This is a genomic window from Prescottella soli (assembly GCF_040024445.1).
GTDB classification, from domain to species: Bacteria; Actinomycetota; Actinomycetes; order Mycobacteriales; family Mycobacteriaceae; genus Prescottella; species Prescottella soli.
In genome coordinates this window covers 3440740-3460561 of sequence record NZ_CP157276.1, presented here as the reverse complement: position 1 = coordinate 3460561, position 19822 = coordinate 3440740, and the positions used below count along the sequence as shown (strand labels likewise).

Here is a 19822-nt window from a genome sequence, read left to right as displayed (position 1 = left end):
GGACTCAGCCGGTGACGGCCGGCCACGCGGGAGACGTGGTCCACGGGTACGCCGCCTCGAGCTGCGAGGCGACGCGGATCAACAGATCCTCACGTCCGTGCGCCGCGACAAGTTGGGCACCGAGCGGCATGCCGGTCGAATCCTTGCCCAGCGGAAGCGAAATCGCCGGCTGACCGCCGCTGTTGAACGGGGAGGTCAGCGCACCGTAGACGCCGGCGTGCTTCCACATGGCCTCGAGATCCATCGCGTCGAGCAGTCCCAGCGGGGGCGTCGGGCTGCCGAGCGTGGGGGTCAGCAGCAGGTCGAACTCGGTGAAGAACCGGCCGATGTCCCGTGCCGTCCGCTCGAGTTCGGTGTACGCGAACGACAGGTCGGTCACGGATTGCGACTTGCAGCGCTCGTACTGCACGCGAGCCATCGTCTCGAGGTCGTCGTCGCGCAGCTCCCGACCCAGTTCGGCCAGCCGATGATCGATCTCGACCGACATCGGCGCGGACATCAGGTACTGCATCGCCGCCGCGAGCGCGTCCTGGTGGAACACCGGCGCGGCGGTCTCGACGTGATGCCCCAGCTTCTCGAGCATCACCCCGACGTCCGACGCCACGGCCGCGCAGTCGGGGTGGACCTGCTCTCCGTTCGGCATGGTCGTGGTGATGCCGATGCAGAGCTTGCCGGGGTCGGCCCCCACCTCTCCGACGTACGGACGTGCCGGCGGGGCGACGCCGAACGGTGCGCCCATCGCGGGACCGGACGTGAGATCCAGCAGCAGCGCGGTGTCCCGCACGCTGCGGGTCACCGCGTGCTCCACCGACAGCGGCCCCGCGAGCGGCGAACCCGACGGCATGCGCCCACGCGACGGCTTGAGACCCACGAGGCCGTTCGCGGACGCCGGGATTCGGATCGAGCCGCCACCGTCGCTCGCGTGCGCGGCGGGCGTGATTCCCACGGCCACGGCCGCGGCCGCACCCCCCGACGAACCACCCACGCCGTGCGTGAGGCGGCGCGGGTTGCGCGTCGGCCCGAACAGGACGGGCTCGGTGCTCGCGTTCTGACCGAACTCCGGCGTGTTGGTCTTGCCGATGATCACGAGACCCGCCCGGCGGTAGCGGGACACCAACTCGGTGTCCCGCTCGGCAACCCGGCCCGCGAACAATCGCGACCCGTTCGAGGTGGGCAACCCCGCAACGTCGGCGTGAAGATCCTTGATCAGGAACGGGATTCCGCGAAGCGGACCGTCCGGCAGTCCGGTGTCCACTTCGGCGAGCGCCTCCGCGGCACGGTCGACCACCACCGCGTTGACGGTGCCGTTGCGCTCCTCGACTCGGCGCAGCGCGAACTCGACCACCTCACGGGCCGACACGTCACCGTTCCGGATCGAGGCAGCGAGCCCGGTCATGTCCTGGCCGTCGTACAAACTCTCCATTGACATAGCTGCTCCTCCCACCCCCGCGTTTTGCGCACTTATCGCGCTCCGGGTGCCGGATTTCCAACGACAAGTGCGCAAAACGCGGGAGATATATGTGTCAGACGTTGTGGCAGGCCACGAAGTGGTCGGGGGCGATCTCCCGCAGCTGGGGCTCCTCCGCCGCACAGTGGTCGGTCGCGAGGGGGCAGCGCGTGCGGAAGCGGCAGCCCGACGGTGGGTCGAGCGGCGACGGGAGGTCGCCCTCGATCTGGGGTGTCGACTCGGCTTCGCCGCGGTGCACATCGGGGTCGGGGATCGATGCCAGCAGGAGCCGCGAATACGGGTGTCGCGCCTGGTTTTCCATGTCGCTACTCGGGGCGATCTCGCAGACCTTGCCGAGGTACATCACCATCACGCGGTCGCTGATGTTCTTGACCACCGCCATGTTGTGGGCGATAAAGATCATCGTGAGCTCGAACTCGGTCTTGGTCTGCTCGAGCAGGTTGAGGATCTGCGCCTGGACCGACACGTCCAGGCTCGAGACGGGCTCGTCGCAGATGAGCACCTTCGGTTTGAGCATCATCGCGCGGGCGATGCACACGCGCTGGCACTGGCCGCCCGACAGCTCGCCGGGCAGCCGTTCCCAGACCATGTCCGGGTCCAGCCCGACCGCCCGGAGGAGTTCGCGGGCGAGCTGGTCGAGGCGTTCGGTGTTGCGTTGCCCCCACATTCGGGGTCCCTCGGTGACCAGGTGCTTGACCTTGCGACGCGGGTTCAGCGAGGAGATCGGGTCCTGCATGATCATCTGGATCTGGGCCCGGGTCTTGCGCAGCGCGGACGGACTCAGGGTCGTGAGTTCGATGCCGTCGATCTCCACGCTGCCGGATGTCGGGGCCGGCAACTGCAGGACGGCGCGGCCGGCCGTGGACTTGCCACAGCCGGATTCGCCTACGATTCCGAGGGTTTCGCCCGGCAGCAGATCGAAGCTGATGTTCGACACGGCGTGCACCGTCTGACCGCGCCCGGCGGGGAACTCCACGACCAGGTTCCGGGCCGCGAGGACGGGCTTGTCGTCGGTGCGCAGGTGCGCGACTCCACTTCCGGCCATCAGATGCTCTCCACTTCCAGCTCACGATCGTCCGCGCCCGCGGTGGGGGGCGCTGCGAGGTCGACGACACCGGCACCGCCGCGCGGGAAGTGGCACGCCACCTCGTGCGGGTGCCGGGCGCCGGCGGTGTCCGGGGCGGCGGTGAGGGTCGGCGCGGTCTCCCGGCACTTGTTCTGCGCGTACTTGCAGCGGGACGCGAACGCGCACCCAGTCGGTGGTTTCGTCATGTCCGGCAGGCCGCCGTCGATGGACTCGAGCCGGGTGTGGGGCTGCTGCTCGAGGCGGGGAACCGCGGCGAGGAGCGCCTCGGTGTAGGGGTGCCGGGGACCGGCGAACAGTTGCCGGGTCGGTGCGGTCTCGACGATCCGGCCCGCGTACATGACCGCGACCCGATCAGTCTGTCCGGCAACGACTCCGAGGTCATGGCTGACAAGGATCCCGGCCATGCCCATCTCGGTGCGCAGCGACTCGAGCAGCTCGAGGATCTGCTTCTGCACCGTCACGTCCAGCGCGGTGGTTGGCTCGTCGGCGATGGTCAGCTTCGGATCGCACGCCAGCGCCATCGCGATCACCACCCGCTGGCGCATGCCGCCGGAGAGTTCGTGCGGGTACTGGTCGATCCGCCGCGTCGGCTCGGGGATGCGGACCTTGCGCAGCAGCTCGATCGCCCGCTCTCGGGCCTGCGTCTTGTCCAGGCCGAGGTGGGCACGCAGCGACTCGGTGATGTGCGTCCCGATCCGCTTGAACGGGTTGAGAGCCGACATCGGATCCTGGAACACCATCGCGATGTCCTTGCCCCACACCTGCTGCTGCTGCGTGCGGGTCAGTGCTTGCATGTCGCGGCCCATGAACTGCACCTCACCGGTGACCGTCGTACCGCCGCCGCTGGAGACGAGTCCCATGATGGTCTGTCCCAGAACGGATTTACCGGATCCGGACTCGCCGACCAGGCCGAGGGTCTCGCCCGCGTCGAGCGACAGCGTGACCTGCTCGACCGCTCGGAGCTGCCCTCGCTTGGTGCGGAAGCGGGTGGAGACGCCGTCCACCGTCAGGAGTGGTTCGTTGCTGCTCACAGTTTCACCTCCCGGGTGCCGCCGGTGCGTTTCTGGGCCTTCTCGCCGACCATGTTGAACGAGAACACCGTCAGGAACAGGAACAGGCCGGGCACCAGCACGATGTAGGGGTGTTGGGCGAAGACGTTGCCCTGGCCCTCGGAGATCATGTTGCCCCACGTCGGGGCGGGCGGCGCGATGCCGAGCCCGAGGAAACTCAGCGACGCCTCGGCGACGATCATCACCGAGATCATCACCATGCCCAGCGACGCGACCGGCAGGACCACGTTGGGGGCGATCTCGCGCAGCATCACCCGCCACTTGCTCGCGCCCATCGCCCGTGCCGCGAGGACGAATTCGCGTTGCGAGAACACGAGCGTGTTCGCCCTCGCGATGCGGACCATGGACGGGATCGCCAGGACCGCGAGCGCGAGGGAGATGTTACGCAGGTTCGGCTCGAGCACCGAGGCAAGCGCGATCAGCAGGATCAACGCCGGCACCGCGAGCAGCGAGTTGGTGAGCACGCCGACGATCCGGTCGACCCAGCCGCCGAAGTAGCCGGCGGCGATACCGATCGCGCCACCGACGATCATCCCGATCAGCACCGCCGCGACCGCGACGACCAGCGACGACCGGGCACCGAAGATGGAGCGGGCGAGCATGTCGAGTCCGAAATTGTTGGTGCCCAACGGGTGCGCCGAGAACAGGCTCGGCGCGGCATAGCTCTTCGCGCTGAGCGTCTTGGTGGTGTCCTGGTGCTCGGCCAGCGGCAGCACCGGCGCGAGCACCGCGGCCGCGATCAGCACCACCAGCCACACACACGACAGGATGAACGTGAGGTCGAAGTCCGACCCGAAGCGCGCCAACCCGATCCGTCGCACACCCATGTAGAGCGCGACGAGGCCGACCAGGAAGATCACGACACGTGCCCCCATGACCAGCATGGGCGCGAGACCGATCCCGGCCGCGATCACGCCCACCACGGTGAGGATCGTGCCGACCCGGTAGAGGTTGCGGCGCTCGGCCAGATCCGACGCGTTCGCCGACTCCTCGGCACCCGCATCGTCGAGGACCCGGCCCGTGATGGCCGGCATGTCGACGTCGATGTCGTCAATCTTGATCTCAGACATGGGCTCGTCGGCTCCTTGGGTCGAGGTATCCGTAGGAGATGTCGATGACACCGTTGGCCACCACATAGATGACCGCGATCACCAGCACCGCACCCTGCACCATCGGCATGTCACCCTGCTGCGCCGCACGGACGATCAGCGAGCCCATGCCCGGCAACGAGAACAGCGTCTCCACGATCACGGTGCTGCCGATCATCGACCCCAGCACGATGCCGAGCATCGTGATCAACGAGAACGACGACGGCCGCAACGCATCACTCAGCAGCAGCCGCGTGTTCGACATGCCCTTCGCCTTCGCGACGAGGATGAAGTTCTCCTTCAGCGTCATCACCAGGTCACTGCGCAGGATCCGCGTGAACATCGCCATCTCCAACAGGCTGATCGCGATCGCCGGCAGGATCGCGTGATACAGGTTCTGCCCCAACCCATCCGAGATCCGCACCCACTGCGAACGCGGGAACCACCCGAGATAGTTCACCATCACCATGATCAGCAACAGACCCGACAGGAAACTCGGGATCGACAACACACCGAACGTGCCCGCCCCGATCGCGCGATCGATCCAACCACCCTGGTGCCGGGCGGAGAACATCGCCAGCGGCACCGCGACGACCAGCGCGATGAACAAACCCATCACCGCCAACTGGATGCTGACCGGGATCGCCGCACTGATGCTGTCGGTCACCGGCCCCTGCGGCGGAACCATCGAGTTCCCCAGATCGCCCCGCAACGCGCCCGACAACCAGTGCCAGTACCGCGTCAGGAACGGATCGTCGAGACCCATCTCCGCACGCACCCGCGCATAGTCCTCGGGCGCATGCCCCTCACCGAGAATCGCGACCGACGGATCGCCCGGAATGAACGAAACCAGCGCGAACGTGCCGAGACTGACGATGAAGAGCACCACGACCAGCTCGACCACCTTGTCGATCACCGTCCGCGCCATCGCGTCACCGCCTCCTTCCTGTGTTCATCGGGCGTCCCGAATCCGAGTGTTGCCATGGAGTCGCCTCTAGGACGCGGAATCGGAAGCGAGCCAGGCATTTCCGAACAGCATGATCCCGTCCGCACTGGGGGTGATCCCGTGCGTATTCGTGCTCCACGGGATGAAGTACTTACCGGCGCTGACAACGATCACCGGGGCGGTCTCGTTCACGACGGTCTGGATGTCCTCGAGGACCTTGCGGCGATCGGCGTCGCTCGGTGCGGTCTGCAGCTTGCCGAGCAGCGCGTCCATCTCGGGGTTCTTGTAGCCGAGGACGTTCGACGTCGACTCGCTGTAGAAGTTGCCGTACATGCGCACGAACGGCGACTCGTCGAGAATGTTGAACCCCGCGTACCCGATGTCGTAGTCGTGCTGCACGTACATCGTCTTCACCAGGTCGTTGATGCTCGTCGTGTAGACGATGTCGACGGTGAACCCTACGGCCTGCAACATCGACTGGAACGCGAGCGCGCTCTGCTGCGTCGCGGGATCGTTGAGTCCGACGTACGTGAGCTTGCCGTCGTAGCCGTCAGCCTTGGCCTCGGCGAGGTACTTCTTCGCGGCCTCCGGGTCGTAGCCCGTACCGGCGACGTCACCGTGCCACTTCGACCAGGACTGGAACATGTCGCTGCTCGGCATGCCGAAGCCGGCCTCGACCCGCTGGTTGAACGTCTCCGGGTTGAACGCCGCAACGATCGCCTTTCGCACGCGTTCGTCGGACGCGGGTCGGCCCTCACGCTCGTTGATGTTGCCGACACCGCCCATGTTGGCGGTGTAGACGTAGCCGACGTCGCCGGCCTCGAGGGCGTTGTGGACCACCTCGGCATTGCGCAGGTACGCCGCCTGCACGCCGCCGGTGTGCAGCGCGTCCAGCTTGGCCTGCTCGCTCACGATCGCCGGGAAGCGCAGCTTGTCCAGGTGCGGCTTCCCGTTCCAGTAGCCGGGGTTCGCGGCGAGCAGCAACTCGTCCTGCGACGCGAACTTCTCCACCGTGAACGGGCCCGCACCGACCGCGACGAACTTGCCACTCGCCATCGACGACGGCGACACGATCATGCCCGGACCGGTGGTGAACAGGATCGGGAACTCGTTCCACGGCTGCTTCAGCGTGAAGACCACCGTCGACGGATCGGGCGAGGACACGTCGGCGACCGACGCCTTCCACACCTGCGTGTGGGTGCCCTTCTTCTCCAGGTAGTGGTTGATGCTCCACTGCACCGCCGCCGCGTCGACCGCGGTGCCGTCGCTGAACTTCGCTCCCTCGCGCAGCTTCAGCGTCCACACGGTGTTGTCGCCGTTCGCCGTCAGCGCCTGCGCCAACTGCGGCTGGTACTGCTTCGACTCCGGGTCGTAACGCATCAACAGGTCGTAGATCGCGGCCATCTCGCTGCCGCCGGTGGCGCCGCCGTCCTGACGGTCCGCCGGATCCAGGCTGCTGACACCGTTGTACGTCGCGTAGGACAGCGTCCCGCCGGACGTCGGATCACCACCGTCGGCCTGGTCGCCGACCAGGCCGGTCGTGACGTCCGACGCATCGGTTGCCGAACCCGAACCTCCCGCGCACCCGGCCAGCAGCACCGTCGCGGCGGTCAATGCCGTGAACAGCGTTCCGATCCGGGCAAGTGACGATCGCTTCATCCGCACTCTCCTTCGTGAGATCCGTCGATTGCCGATCCGAGATCCCGGTCGGCCGCGTACACGACGCGGTCCCCGACGACGGTCGCGAGCACCTCGATGTCCTTGATCGTCGCTGGATCGCAGGCAAGGGGGTCGCTCGTGAGAACGACGAAGTCCGCCAACAGGCCTGGCGCGATCGCGCCCTTCACGGCGCTCTCGGCGCCGAGGCGAGCCGCCGACGTCGTGTATCCGGCTACCGCCGTCTGGGCGTCGATCCGCTGCTCGGGACCCAGCACCCGCCCGCCCCGCGTGACGCGGTTGACCGCGGTGTGGATGGTGAACAACGGATCGACGGGGGTGACGGGACTGTCGCAGTGCAGCGCGAACTGCAGATCCGCCGCCGCGATCGATGCGAGCGGGCTGATCCTGCTGCCGCGTCGCGGTCCCAGGAAGCGGTCCCGGTGCCGGTCGCCCCAGTAGTAGACGTGGTTGACGAACACCGAAGCCGCGACGCCGAGTTCACGCATCCGCAGGATCTGGTCCTCGCGCAAGGTCTGGACGTGTTCCAGGCGGTGCTGCAGTCCGGGCGGTGTCAGAGCAGCATCCCCCGACGCCGCCCTCGCCTTCTCGATCGCATCGAGCGCGACGTCGATGGCACGGTCCCCGTTCGTGTGGATCGCCACCTGCCGGCCCGCGGCGTGACATCGAGCCACCATCTCGTCGAGATCCCCGGGCGGAATCGCCATGTCACCGCAGCGACAACCACCCAGGTCGTGATAGGGCTCGGACAGCGCACCCGTGTGCAGCTGGATCGACCCGTCCGAGATCAGTTTCACACCACCGACACTCAGGACGTCGTCGCCCTCCACGGTGGCGCTGTCCCCCAGGGCGAATCCGTCGAGCATGCCGAAGCCCGCGTACAGACGACCGCGAAGCATCAGTTCTCCCGAGGCGTGCAACCGTCGGTACGAGTCCGCCATGACGGGGGTGGCGAACATGTCGTGGAAGCTCGTGACGCCGACGGATGCCATTCGCGCCAGCGCACGACGGAGCGAATCGTCGAGCTCGCCGGCCGGCGGCATCGTTTCACTCGGATCGAGCACCAACCGCATGGCCGGGATCTCGCAGAACTCCCCCGTGGGACGCCCCGTCGCGTCGCGAACGATCACGCCACCTTCGGGGTCCGGTGTGTCACCGTCGATTCCCTTGTCCCGCAGTACGAAAGAGTTGACGTACACGCCGTGCCCGGACAGGTGCCGCACGACGATCGGACGATTCGTGGCGGCGCGATCGAGGTCGGCCGAGGTCAGTCCGCGATCGTCGACGACGAGGCTGTCGTCGAATCCCGTCGCGCGGATTGCCTCCCCGGGCGCGGACGTCGACGCCCGGGCCGCCAGCGCACCGATGAGTGATTCGATGTCCGGGCAGGCCTCCACTCCGGCGTCGACATCGAGACTGCCCGCACCCGACATGTGCGGATGAACATGCGTTTCGATGAATCCCGGGAGCACCGCACGACCGCCCAGATCGACCGATACGGTCCGCGGACCCGCGAGAACCCGGACCTCCGCATCGGATCCGACCGCGACGAACCGTCCGGCGCGGACCGCGAAGGCGGTTGCACGTCCGGCTCCCACCATGGTCCGCACGCTGCCGCCCAGGTAGATCCGGTCGGGATGCTGCCCGTCCGCGAGCGGACCGGCTGCCGGACGATCGACCACTCGACTCCTCCTGAGATGTGCGTCACACGGTGTTTCGAAGAGGCTAGCTCACAATAGAATTCATGTCAGTGCTCGGCGCGAAAGTACTGCCGAGTAGTTTTCCGACCAGGCCGATCGCCTGTCCGGGACCAACCGTCGGGACGTCAGATCGGAGCGATCGACGACCCGACGGACGTGGCGACTCGGTACCGATCGGCGGGGTGCGTGTGCACCCCCACCGCCTCCAGGGCGTCGCTCGAGTTGAAGTGCCGATGAACGACAACCAGTGCTGCGCTCGCCTTTTCGACACCGAGTGCATCTGCAACGGCGGGTGTGACGGTCTCCGCCGCGACTTCCTGTTCGATACGCTGGCGCACGAGGTTGACGATGTCGAACCGCCCCCTCAGCAACATTCGCCGATGGGGAAGATCCGCTTTCAGATACAGCTCACTCCAGCAGACCGGCGCCGCCGACGATCCACGGAGCTCGCGGGCACCCGACACGCAGTACCACTCACTGCCGACGGGCACGCCGATTCGTTCCGACAGATGCTCGTCCGCCGCAACGATATTGGTCTCGGGGTCACGAATCCTCGTGCGCTGCACGAAGGCCAGCATCTCGGCTCGGCTGGTGACGAACGCCCGATACCCGCCGGTCGGCAGCGGCGCGGCGACCGTGGTGCCGGCACCACGCCGTCGATTGATCAATCCCGCGTCCTCGAGATGCTTCAGTGCCTGCCGCACCGTCCCCCGAGCCAGCGAACGACTCTCGCACAGTTCGAGTTCGGTGGGCAGCCTGTCCCCGACCCGGAACTCTCCCGCCTTGATCCGCGCGATCAGTTCTTGCGCGAGGATCACGTGCTGCGGGTCCGTCACGGTTCAGGGGCTCTCCGCACGTTGCCGGAGACGGGTAAAGCACGCACTTCCTGGTACATCGAGAGAGCCCTCCCGCCTCGGTGCCGGTCGTCGTCTTCGCACACGCCCGCCCGGAAAGGCCGGCGACCTGCGAAAACGGGACAAGGAACTTTGTCTATACAAACCCGCGTCCCGACAATCTAGGACGCATTTCTCAATTCCACAAGCGTTTCGTACGGATTGGGGCCGGTCAATTGTTCGACAGCCCGAGGGGCCGCGGCTCGGTGGCTACCGGTGCCGCGCGGGTGTCGGCCGAATACCTCTGCACCAGTTCGGAATCACCGAATCGCCGGAGTCCTTGTGGACAGCAGTTCGTCCGGTTAGAGTCCGATTCTGCAACGGACCGATCGGCGATGAACGCCGGGGCCGTCAGCACTCGGCGACCGGGCGCTCTGCCCTGTCTGGACCCGAGAAGTCAACTCGATCAGGCGGACGCGCATTTCAGCCCGTACCGACAGCGCGGGCGTCAACCCCGAACCGTGGAGGTTGCTTCATGAGCAGGTATTCGACAAGGGTCGGCCGGATGCTGGCGATGGTCGCCGTCGGCGCCGTCGCTCTCGCCGGCTGCGCCAGCGCCGAAGGCGACAGCGAGAACAGCTCGTCCGGCCCGACGACGACGGCGTACGGCGTCCTGGGCGACCAGGGCGACGGCGGCACACCGGTATCCGGCGGCACGGTGAGCTTCGCGTCGTACGCACCGGTGACGAGCCTGGATCCGACGGTGACGCAGCCCGCCGGTGCGACCGGCGGCACCGAGATGGCGGCGGTGTACGACGTCCTGATGCGCTACGACACCGGGTCGCAGAGCTTCCAGCCGCAGCTGGCGAAGTCGTTCGAGGAGAGCGCCGATCACCTCACCTGGACCCTCAAGCTCCGGGACGGCGTGACATTCAGCGACGGGTCCCCGCTCGACGCGGACGCCGTGGTGGCGAGCATCAACAGGTACAACCAGCGGCGCGGCGGCAACTCGCAGGTGTACACGCAGATGGTGGCGAGCACCGCGGCGCAGGATCCGTCGACGGTTGTCTTCACCCTCAAGCAGCCGTGGCGCACCTTCCCCGCGATGCTCGCCTACGGGCACGGGATGATCGTCGCACCGTCCTCCCAGCAGGGCGACAAGTTCACCCCGATCGGGGCCGGACCGTTCACGGTCGTCAGCCTGCAGCCGCAGCAGGAACTCCAGCTCGAGGCGCGCCCTGACTACTGGGGCGGCGCACCGAATCTCGAGGGCCTGAAGTTCGTCGCCATCGCCGGTGAGCAGCCCAAGATCGACGCCCTGAAGACCAACGGCGTCGACATGGTCTACCTCCGCAACGCGGCGACCGTGAACGCCGCCAAGGCCGAGTTCCCCGGCTACATCGAAACCGTGAGCATGTCGATGGTCGGTCAGCTCAACGAGGCGCCCGGGCGCCCGGCGGCCGATCCGCGTGTGCGCCAGGCGATCGCCTACGCCGTCGACCCCGAGGTCCTCAACCAGCGCGTGCGCGCCGGCGAGGGTATGCCCGGAACCGACATGTTCCAGCCCTGGTCCGAGTGGTTCGGCGACACCACCGGCATCACCCCGGACGCGGCGAAGGCCAAGGAACTGCTCGACCAGGCCAAGGCCGACGGCTTCAACGGCAAGATCACCTACGTCGGTGTCAACGACCCCGATGCGCAGCAGATGGCACTCGCCGTCCAGGCCCAGATGAATGCCATCGGATTCGACGTGTCGCTCGAGACCACCAGCAGCATCACGGACATGGTCAAGCGGCTCTACATCGACCGCAACTACGACATGAGCTACAGCGCATACAGCATCTCGGACGTCGCGCCCGAGATCCGGCTGTTCAGCGCGCTGTCGAGCACCTCGACGAACAACATCCTCGGCTACAAGAACCCGCAGATGGACGAGCTGCTCGGGAAGGCGCTCTCGGCTCCGGACGACGCCGCCAAGCGCGCGGCGATCGTCGACATCCAGAAGCTGGTGAACACCGACCAGCCGTTCCTCTCCTGGGGCGCCGGCGTCAACTATGTGGCGTGGTCGGACAACGTGTACCGCGCCAACCCGACCGTCGACGGAATCATCCTGTTCGACAAGGCATTCAAGAAGAACTGACCCGCTCCGGAACCATCCGGGCACCGGGCGCACCGGAAGGCCCCACCACTCCCGAGTGGTGGGGCCTTCCCCGTCCGATCACGTCACGCTCGGGCGTCCCAGGCAGGCGCGGGCTGCGCCCCACGGATCAGACGGCCGGGCAGCCCGCCGGTGTGCTCGCCGTTCTCGAACACCACCTCGCCGGCCACGACGGTAGCGACGTATCCGGTCGCGGACTGCATCAGGCGCCGGCCGCCGGTCGGCAGGTCGTACAGCACCTGCGGACGATCGGCCTGCAGCCGATCGAAGTCGATCACGTTGAGGTCGGCCCGGTAGCCGACACGCACCTGGCCACGATCGAGCAGTCCCACCACGGCGGCGGTGTCGGCGGTGTGCCGCTTGACCAACCACTCCACGGGGAATCGACCGTCGCCCTGGCGATCCCGGCCCCAGTGAGTCAGCAGTGTCGTGGGGAAACTGGCGTCGCAGATGGCTCCACAGTGCGCACCGCCGTCGCCGAGCGCAGGCACGGTGTCGGTCCTCGCGAGCATCTCCCGCACGGCGTCGAGATTTCCTGCCGCGTAGTTGAGCATCGGGAAATACAGTAGCCCGCGGCCGTCCTGCTGCATCATCGCGTCGTACGCGACCTCGGTGGGACTCACCCCGGAACGTGCCGCCAGGGCGGCGACGGAGTCGTCCGGTCCCGGTTCGTAGTTCGGGGGATCGCCGAGCAGATACACCTGGTCGAACCGCGTCGACAACCGTTCGACGAACTCGCTATCGGTCTCGGGCGTCTCCGCGAGGACCGCCGCCCGCACCTCCGGTCGGCGCAGCCGCTCCACACGTTCCGCCGGAGCCAATGCCGCCAGAGCCTGGAAACTCGGGTACGCCATGAACGGATGCCAGCTCAGCTCCCAACCGAGCATGACGCCGACCGCGCGGGGCGCCACCTGACCGGTGATCGGAATACGCTGCCTCGCCGATACTTCCGCCAAACCGTCGAGCAGGCTGCGCCACTTATCGGGCGCCCGGTCGCTCTGCACCACCGACACCGACAACGGCCGCCGCGCGGCCTCCACGATCGCGCTGACGAGCTCCATCTCCTCCGGCTCGTCCATGAAGTCGGAGATGAAGTCGATGACCCCGGCCCCGGCCCCGGCCTTCGCGAGACCGCGTGCCATGCCGGTCAGCTCCGCGCGCGACGCGGTCAGGCTCGGTGTGGGTGAACCGTCCGACGCCCTGTGGACGGCGGAGCGCGACGTGGACCAGCCGAGCGCGCCGGCCTCGACCGCCTCGGCCACGAGGTCGCACATGCGCTCCATCTCGTCCTCGGTCGGGCGCGCCAGGTGGTCGCCGCCGCGACGGCCCATCACGTAGGTACGCAGCGCACCGTGCGGCAACTGCGCCGCGAAGTCGATCGCGTGCGGAGTGTCGATCGCATCGAGATACTCGGGAAACGTCTCCCAGTTCCACGTCATGCCCTCGGCCAGAACGGTTCCGGGGATGTCCTCGACGCCCTCCATCAGGCTGATCAGCCAGTCCCGCTGGTCGCGCTCGACGGGGGCGAACCCCACCCCGCAGTTGCCCATGACCACGGTGGTCACACCGTGCAGCGACGACGGCGTCAGCAGCGGATCCCACGTCACCTGCCCGTCGTAGTGCGTGTGGATGTCGACGAATCCCGGGGTGACGAGCCTGCCCGCGGCGTCGATCTCGCGGCGCCCCGCCTCGGGCACCTCACCGACCGCGGTGATGCGACCGTCGTCGACGGCGACGTCGGCTGCGCGCGGGGCCGCCCCCGTTCCGTCGACCACGAGACCACCCCGGATCACCAGGTCATGCATGAGCACCTCCGGTTGTCGAGTCCATCTGTGCAGCAGTCTCTTCGAGAAGCCTCGCGGTGGCGGACGCGATCTCGGCGATCGCGTCCGCCGACGCCGGCGAGACCGCGGTGAACTGCAGGAATCCGTGCGGCAGTGTGGGGTACCGCAGTAGTTCGACGGGCACGCCGCTCGCGGCCAGGCGCTCGGCGTACTCGAGGCCCTCGTCGAGGAGGGGATCGTGGCCGCCGATCACCACGACGGCGGGCGGCAACGCCGACAGGTCGGCCGCCTGGAGCGGGGCGAGCCGCGGCGACGTCCGCTGGGCCACGTCGGGGCAGTAGTGATCGAGGAACCACTGCATCTCCCTGGCGCCGAGGAAGATTCCCGAGTTGGCGGCGTAGGAGTCGCGGCCCAGGTCCGCGTCGACCACCGGGTAGACGAGCACCTGACCGACCAGCTCGATGCGGTCGTCGTCTCGCGCCAGGTGGGTACAGACCGCCGCCAGGTTGCCGCCGGCACTGTCGCCCGTCACCACGATGCGCGGGTCCAGCCCCTCGGATCCGGCTGCCACCCAGTGCAACACGTCCATCGCGTCGTCGACCGCGGCGGGGAACCGGGCCTCCGGCGCGAGTCGGTAGTCCACGCTGACGACCGCGGCCCCGGACCGGTCGGCGATGGTCCGGCAGGTCGCGTCGGCGTAGTCGAGATCCCCCGTGACCCAACCGCCCCCGTGGAAGTGGACGACGGTGCCGACCGCCTCGCGCGCGAGCGGTCGGTATATCCGCACCGTCGCATGCTCACCTACGGAGTGCGTCGTGACCGTGTCGACCTCGGGTCCGGCCGCGCACGACTGCCGCGCCGCTCGGATCCGCTGCCGCGCACCGTGCGGGTCCAGTTCGACCATTGGCGGCAACCCCGACCCGGCTACCGCGTCGGCCACCGCGCGCAGGGCGGGATCCAGTCCTGCCCGCGTTTCCTCCACACCGCTTGTCATGAACTAGAATCTAACTCTAGTCTGCGCATATGACAACGGTCACACCCCGTCCGGTCTGCGGAACACGGATCCCCGAATTCAGCTTGCGGGTCTTGATGTCTCGCGCTCGGCGGCCGGCCTTCTCAGTCCCTCGGATCCAGCGCGAAGACCATGTCCACCGTGCGATCGAGGAGGCGATGGACCTCCACGATGTCCTGCCGGCCCAGCCCGAACAACAGCAGTTCGTGCGTGAGGACGGCGGTCACGACGGCGACGATGTCCGACGCGTCCTGGTCCGGGAGGTCGAACAGCTGCGCCCGATAGGACTCGAGCGCCTGTGCGGAGAACTCGGCGAACAGCGCGCACACGACCGGGTCGGTGGACTGGCGCAGCACGTTCTGCAGGCGCAGGTAGGTCGGGTACTCCTCGAACCGGTGGACCGAGTGGTGCAGGCGGATCCGGATTCGCTCGGCCGGTGGCAGATCCGGGTCGGGTGCCCCCTGATGCTTGATCGGATCGCCCGCCGACCAGTCCCGGAGGACCGCCGCGTAGAGGTGCTCCTTGGACGAGAAGTACCGGTACACGGTGCCGAGGGCGACGCCCGAACGATCGGCGACGTCCCGGATCTGGATGCGCTCGAAGTCGTCCGCCACGAGGAGTTCACCGGCCGCGTCGACGATGCGCTGCCGCCGCTCCCGCTGGCCCTTCGGCAACGACGCGGGGTCGAGCACCGTCGGCCTGTCCGACCGGTCCGGATCGCCTGCGCCCACGCTCGTCTGCCTCCCGTCGCACCCGCCCGATCGGCGGGATACCTGCACTGATGCTACTGGCACCCCTCTCTCCGTCCACGAAACGAGGTCACTCCCCATGCCGAACACCGCACCTCCCGAGCCCACCCACGATGTCGTCGTCGTGGGCGCCGGATTCGCCGGTCTGTACGCGCTGCACAGTCTTCGGCAACGGGGAGTGTCCGTGCGGCTGTTCGAGGCCGGCGACGGCGTGGGTGGCACGTGGTACTGGAATCGCTACCCGGGTGCGCGCTGCGACGTCGACAGCGCCGACTACTCGTACTCGTTCGACGACGCACTGCAGCAGGGCTGGGAGTGGACCGAACGCTTCCCCGCGCAGCCGGAGATCCTGCGCTACCTCGAGCACGTCGCCGATCGGTTCGGGCTGCGCGAGGACATCACGTTCGGTACCCGGGTGACGTCGGCGCACTTCGACGAGACGTCCGGGCTGTGGACGCTCGGCACCGACGGCGGCGACGGCGGCACCGTGACCGCGCGCTGGACCGTCATGGCCACCGGACCGCTCTCGGCCGCACGACTCCCCGACATCGACGGTCGTGACACGTTCGCGGGCGAGGTCCACCACACCGCGCACTGGCCGGCGGACAGCGTCGACTTCACCGGCAAGCGGGTGGGCGTCATCGGTACCGGTTCGTCTGGTGTGCAGGCGATCCCGGTGATCGCGGACCAGGCCGCGGCGCTGACGGTGTTCCAGCGCACCGCGGGATTCGTCATCCCGGCCCGCAACCGGCCCCTGCGCCCCGGGGAACTCGCCGAGATCAAGGCGAACTACCCCGCACGCCGACAGCTGCAGCGGGAGTCGTACGGCGGCTGGATCCTCCCGGCGCCGGTCGGTCTCGCACTCGAGACCGCACCGGAGGTCCGGGTCAAGGAGTACGAGACCAGATGGGCTGCAGGCGGTCTCGCCTTCCAGACCACGTTCGGTGACATCATGACGGACGCCGCGGCCAACGAGACCGCCGCCGAATTCGTGCGCTCCAAGATCCGCGAGACGGTCACCGACCCCGCCACCGCCGAAGCGCTGTGCCCCCAGGGCTATCCGCTGGGAACCAAGCGCGTGTGCATCGGCACCGACTACTACGAGACATACAACCGCGACAACGTCGACCTCGTCGATCTGCGCGCGACCCCGATCGAGCGGATCGTCCCCGACGGTATCCGCACCGACACCGGCCTGCACGAACTCGACATGATCGTCTACGCCACCGGATTCGACGCGATGACCGGCGCGCTGGGCGCGATCGACATCCGCGGCCGCGGCGGCGTCACGCTGCGCGAGACCTGGGAGGCGGGCCCGCGCACCTACCTCGGTGTCGCGGTCGCCGGGTTCCCGAACCTGTTCGTCCTGGCGGGGCCCGGCAGCCCGTCGGTGCTCTCGAACGTGGTGGTCTCGATCGAACAGCACGTCGAATGGGTGGTCGGCTACCTCGACCACATGCGCAGCACCGGTGCCCGGTTCGCGGAGGCGACGGCGGCGGCGCAGGACCAGTGGGTCGAGCACGTCACCACCATCGCGGAGCCCAGCCTCTACATGCGGGCCGACTCCTGGTACCTCGGCGCCAACGTGCCGGGCAAGCTGCGCAGCTTCATGCCGTACCTCGGCGGCGTGGCCACCTACCGCACCCTGTGCGCGCAGATCGCGGCGGACGGCTACCGCGGCTTCACCACGACCACCGACCTCGCCTGACGTCCGTCCGGTGTCGACGGGGCGTCTCCTTCGCCGGAGACGTCCCGTCGCGTCCGGCGCGGTGGTTACATGGACCAGAGCACGCCATCCGTGACGATCGATCGTTGGGAGCAGCGCCGTGACCACCTCGCAGAACACACCGGACATCAAGCCGCGCAGTCGAGACGTCACGGACGGGCTCGAGAAGACCGCCGCCCGCGGGATGCTGCGGGCCGTCGGCATGGGCGACGACGACTGGGACAAGCCGCAGATCGGCATCGGGTCGTCGTGGAACGAGATCACCCCGTGCAACCTGTCCCTCGACCGGTTGGCGGACGCGTGCAAGGACGGGGTGTTCGCGGCCGGCGGCTACCCGCTCGAGTTCGGCACCATCTCCGTCTCGGACGGCATCTCGATGGGGCACGAGGGCATGCACTTCTCGCTCGTGTCGCGGGAGGTGATCGCCGACAGCGTCGAGACGGTGATGCAGGCCGAACGGCTCGACGGCTCGGTCCTGCTCGCCGGGTGCGACAAGTCGTTGCCCGGGATGCTCATGGCGGCCGCGCGCCTGAACCTCGCGAGCGTGTTCCTCTACGCCGGGTCGATCCTGCCCGGTATCGCGAAACTGTCCGACGGCACCGAGAAGGAAGTCACGATCATCGACGCCTTCGAGGCGGTCGGCGCGTGCTCACGGGGCCTGATGAGCCGCGAGGACGTCGACGCGATCGAGCGCGCGATCTGCCCCGGCGAGGGCGCGTGCGGCGGTATGTACACCGCCAACACGATGGCGTGCGCGGCGGAGGCGCTGGGGATGTCGCTGCCCGGCAGTGCCGCTCCCCCGGCCACCGACCGGCGGCGCGACGGCTACGCCCGGCGCAGCGGGCAGGCCGTGGTGGAGCTGCTGCGCCGCGGGATCACCACCGCCGACATCCTCACCAAGGAGGCGTTCGAGAACGCGATCGCCGTCGTCATGGCGTTCGGCGGCTCCACCAACGCCGTGCTGCACCTGCTCGCCATCGCGCACGAGGCGGAGGTGTCGCTCACCCTCGACGACTTCGCCCGCGTCGGCGCGCGCGTCCCGCACCTGGCGGACGTCAAACCGTTCGGCCGGCACGTCATGATCGACGTCGACCGCATCGGTGGCGTGCCGGTGATCATGAAGTCGCTGCTCGACGCCGGACTGCTGCACGGCGACTGCCTCACGGTCACCGGTCGCACGCTCGCCGAGAACCTCGCCGAGATCGCCCCGCCCGACCCGGACGGGAAGGTGCTGCGTGCCCTCACGTCCCCGATCCATCCGACCGGGGGCATCACGATCCTGAAGGGGTCACTCGCGCCGGGCGGCGCGGTGGTCAAGTCCGCCGGGTTCGATTCGTCCGTGTTCGAGGGCACTGCACGGGTTTTCGATCGGGAGCGCGCCGCCATGGACGCCCTCGAGGACGGCACCATCACCGCCGGCGACGTCGTCGTGATCCGCTACGAGGGCCCCAAGGGCGGGCCGGGGATGCGGGAGATGCTGGCGATCACCGCCGCGATCAAGGGTGCCGGACTCGGCAAGGACGTGCTGCTGCTGACCGACGGCCGGTTCTCCGGCGGCACCACGGGCCTGTGCGTCGGGCACGTCGCGCCCGAGGCCGTCGACGCCGGGCCGATCGCGTTGGTTCGCGACGGCGACCGGATCCGGCTCGACGTCGCGAACGGCGTTCTCGACCTGCTGGTCGACGAGAAGGAGCTCGCCACCCGCCGCAGCGGATGGGAGCCCCTGCCTCCGCGCTACACGCGCGGTGTCCTGGCCAAGTACACCAAGCTCGTCGGGTCCGCCTCCGACGGCGCCGTGTGCGGGTGAGCTTTCGGCGACGCCGCCGTCGGAGGCCGGATCAGATAGGTCGGTAGCCGGCCCCCACCCCGCCGGTCGCATTGATGTCGTTGATGATCGAGACCATGTTGGTGCCGAGCTCGGGACCGACGCACGCCACCCCGAGATAGGCGTTCACCATGGCGACCAGTGTCGTACCGACGACGACCGGTGATCCCGAGTCGCCCTCGATGACGCACATCTGGGTCCACGTCTCCTGCGACTGCAGCAGGTCGCCGTAGACGACGCCGCACGTGTGCCCGGTGGTGCGGCCCTGCTTACAGGCGACCGCGGGGAACTGGGCGGGCTTGCCGATGCCGGTGATGGTGACCTCCCCGATCGTGTTCACCGGCGTGACCTTTGCGGGATCGAACTCGATGACCGCGTAGTCGTAGTTGTGGTTGGACACCACGAACCGGCCGACGACGCCCGCGTCGGGAACGGCCTCGGGGACCACCGTCGAGCCGGCCTCCCCGCAGTGCCCGGCGGTGATGCCGACGAGCCGCCCGGCGTTGTCGTGCCCGATGGTGGTGAGCGTGCACTCGTACATGTTGTCGATCACGATCCCGGACCCGCCACCCAGGACCGCCTTCGGCGGCGCGGCGGTGGCGGTCCCGATCCCGAGAGTGGCGGCGATGACCGCCAGTGCCGCGAAGATCAAGGAAAGGCGCTTGAGCATGTTGTCCTCCGGTTGGCGCTGTGAATGTG

15 protein-coding genes are annotated in these 19822 nt (G+C 68.2%); 3 read left to right on the top strand and 12 right to left on the bottom strand.

What is annotated here, in order from left to right; genetic code table 11:
* Positions 1 to 4 precede the first annotated feature (4 nt).
* The 8 genes from ABI214_RS16185 to ABI214_RS16150 all read right to left on the bottom strand — a co-directional run bounded on the left by ABI214_RS16185 (position 5) and on the right by ABI214_RS16150 (position 9872).
* Entirely contained in the window at positions 5 to 1429 is a 1425-nt protein-coding gene (locus ABI214_RS16185) for an amidase (RefSeq protein ID WP_348603541.1), read from the bottom strand.
* Between the two features lie 94 nt (positions 1430 to 1523).
* Positions 1524 to 2513 carry an ABC transporter ATP-binding protein gene (locus tag ABI214_RS16180; RefSeq protein WP_348603540.1) on the bottom strand — a complete coding sequence of 330 codons (990 nt, stop codon included), beginning with the start codon at positions 2511 to 2513 and terminating at the stop codon, positions 1524 to 1526.
* A complete protein-coding gene (locus ABI214_RS16175; protein WP_348603539.1) occupies positions 2513 to 3586 on the bottom strand; it encodes an ABC transporter ATP-binding protein in 1074 nt (357 codons plus the stop codon). Before ABI214_RS16175 ends, ABI214_RS16180 begins: the two co-directional genes overlap by 1 nt.
* Positions 3583 to 4695: an ABC transporter permease gene (locus tag ABI214_RS16170; protein ID WP_348603538.1), complete on the bottom strand. Its 1113-nt coding sequence runs from the start codon at positions 4693 to 4695 to the stop codon at positions 3583 to 3585. The genes ABI214_RS16175 and ABI214_RS16170 overlap by 4 nt, the downstream gene beginning before the upstream one ends.
* Entirely contained in the window at positions 4688 to 5641 is a 954-nt protein-coding gene (locus ABI214_RS16165; protein ID WP_348603537.1) for an ABC transporter permease, read from the bottom strand. Before ABI214_RS16165 ends, ABI214_RS16170 begins: the two co-directional genes overlap by 8 nt.
* 66 nt (positions 5642 to 5707) lie before the next feature.
* Complete coding sequence (locus ABI214_RS16160; protein ID WP_348603536.1) at positions 5708 to 7318, bottom strand: ABC transporter substrate-binding protein; 1611 nt, start codon at positions 7316 to 7318, stop codon at positions 5708 to 5710.
* Positions 7315 to 9018, bottom strand: a complete 1704-nt coding sequence (locus ABI214_RS16155) for an amidohydrolase (protein ID WP_348603535.1) — start codon at positions 9016 to 9018, stop codon at positions 7315 to 7317. The genes ABI214_RS16160 and ABI214_RS16155 overlap by 4 nt, the downstream gene beginning before the upstream one ends.
* Before the next feature lie 143 nt (positions 9019 to 9161).
* Positions 9162 to 9872: a GntR family transcriptional regulator gene (locus tag ABI214_RS16150; RefSeq protein ID WP_348603534.1), complete on the bottom strand. Its 711-nt coding sequence runs from the start codon at positions 9870 to 9872 to the stop codon at positions 9162 to 9164.
* A 532-nt stretch (positions 9873 to 10404) separates the two neighbouring features.
* Between ABI214_RS16150 and ABI214_RS16145 the strand changes: the two genes are divergently transcribed.
* Positions 10405 to 12009 carry an ABC transporter substrate-binding protein gene (locus ABI214_RS16145; protein WP_348603533.1) on the top strand — a complete coding sequence of 535 codons (1605 nt, stop codon included), beginning with the start codon at positions 10405 to 10407 and terminating at the stop codon, positions 12007 to 12009.
* Positions 12010 to 12092: 83 nt separating this feature from the next.
* On the opposite strand, the gene ABI214_RS16140 is transcribed toward ABI214_RS16145, so the two are convergent.
* The 3 genes from ABI214_RS16140 to ABI214_RS16130 all read right to left on the bottom strand — a co-directional run bounded on the left by ABI214_RS16140 (position 12093) and on the right by ABI214_RS16130 (position 15554).
* Entirely contained in the window at positions 12093 to 13832 is a 1740-nt protein-coding gene (locus ABI214_RS16140) for an N-acyl-D-amino-acid deacylase family protein (protein ID WP_348603532.1), read from the bottom strand.
* A complete protein-coding gene (locus ABI214_RS16135; RefSeq protein WP_348603531.1) occupies positions 13825 to 14805 on the bottom strand; it encodes an alpha/beta hydrolase in 981 nt (326 codons plus the stop codon). The genes ABI214_RS16140 and ABI214_RS16135 overlap by 8 nt, the downstream gene beginning before the upstream one ends.
* A gap of 122 nt (positions 14806 to 14927) precedes the next feature.
* On the bottom strand, positions 14928 to 15554 hold the full coding sequence (locus ABI214_RS16130; RefSeq protein WP_348603530.1) for a TetR/AcrR family transcriptional regulator: 627 nt from the start codon (positions 15552 to 15554) through the stop codon (positions 14928 to 14930).
* Between the two features lie 97 nt (positions 15555 to 15651).
* Between ABI214_RS16130 and ABI214_RS16125 the strand changes: the two genes are divergently transcribed.
* Both ABI214_RS16125 and ilvD read left to right on the top strand, forming a co-directional pair.
* Positions 15652 to 17280: a flavin-containing monooxygenase gene (locus tag ABI214_RS16125; protein ID WP_348603529.1), complete on the top strand. Its 1629-nt coding sequence runs from the start codon at positions 15652 to 15654 to the stop codon at positions 17278 to 17280.
* Between the two features lie 118 nt (positions 17281 to 17398).
* A complete protein-coding gene (gene ilvD / locus ABI214_RS16120) occupies positions 17399 to 19105 on the top strand; it encodes a dihydroxy-acid dehydratase (protein ID WP_348603528.1) in 1707 nt (568 codons plus the stop codon).
* Positions 19106 to 19136: 31 nt separating this feature from the next.
* Here the strand turns inward: ilvD and ABI214_RS16115 are convergent, their stop codons facing one another.
* Positions 19137 to 19793 carry a S1 family peptidase gene (locus ABI214_RS16115; RefSeq protein ID WP_348611678.1) on the bottom strand — a complete coding sequence of 219 codons (657 nt, stop codon included), beginning with the start codon at positions 19791 to 19793 and terminating at the stop codon, positions 19137 to 19139.
* Positions 19794 to 19822 lie beyond the last annotated feature (29 nt).

What these genes read in the sequence shown, in the direction of transcription:
- ABI214_RS16165 (WP_348603537.1), bottom strand. Translation starts at nt 5,641, where the DNA reads ATGGCGCGGACGGTGATCGACAAGGTGGTCGAGCTGGTCGTGGTGCTC.
- ABI214_RS16160 (WP_348603536.1), bottom strand. Translation starts at nt 7,318, where the DNA reads ATGAAGCGATCGTCACTTGCCCGGATCGGAACGCTGTTCACGGCATTG.
- ABI214_RS16145 (WP_348603533.1), top strand. Translation starts at nt 10,405, where the DNA reads ATGAGCAGGTATTCGACAAGGGTCGGCCGGATGCTGGCGATGGTCGCC.
- ABI214_RS16180 (WP_348603540.1), bottom strand. Translation starts at nt 2,513, where the DNA reads ATGGCCGGAAGTGGAGTCGCGCACCTGCGCACCGACGACAAGCCCGTC.
- ABI214_RS16140 (WP_348603532.1), bottom strand. Translation starts at nt 13,832, where the DNA reads ATGCATGACCTGGTGATCCGGGGTGGTCTCGTGGTCGACGGAACGGGG.
- ABI214_RS16115 (WP_348611678.1), bottom strand. Translation starts at nt 19,793, where the DNA reads ATGCTCAAGCGCCTTTCCTTGATCTTCGCGGCACTGGCGGTCATCGCC.
- ABI214_RS16170 (WP_348603538.1), bottom strand. Translation starts at nt 4,695, where the DNA reads ATGTCTGAGATCAAGATTGACGACATCGACGTCGACATGCCGGCCATC.
- ABI214_RS16125 (WP_348603529.1), top strand. Translation starts at nt 15,652, where the DNA reads ATGCCGAACACCGCACCTCCCGAGCCCACCCACGATGTCGTCGTCGTG.
- ABI214_RS16135 (WP_348603531.1), bottom strand. Translation starts at nt 14,805, where the DNA reads ATGACAAGCGGTGTGGAGGAAACGCGGGCAGGACTGGATCCCGCCCTG.
- ABI214_RS16185 (WP_348603541.1), bottom strand. Translation starts at nt 1,429, where the DNA reads ATGTCAATGGAGAGTTTGTACGACGGCCAGGACATGACCGGGCTCGCT.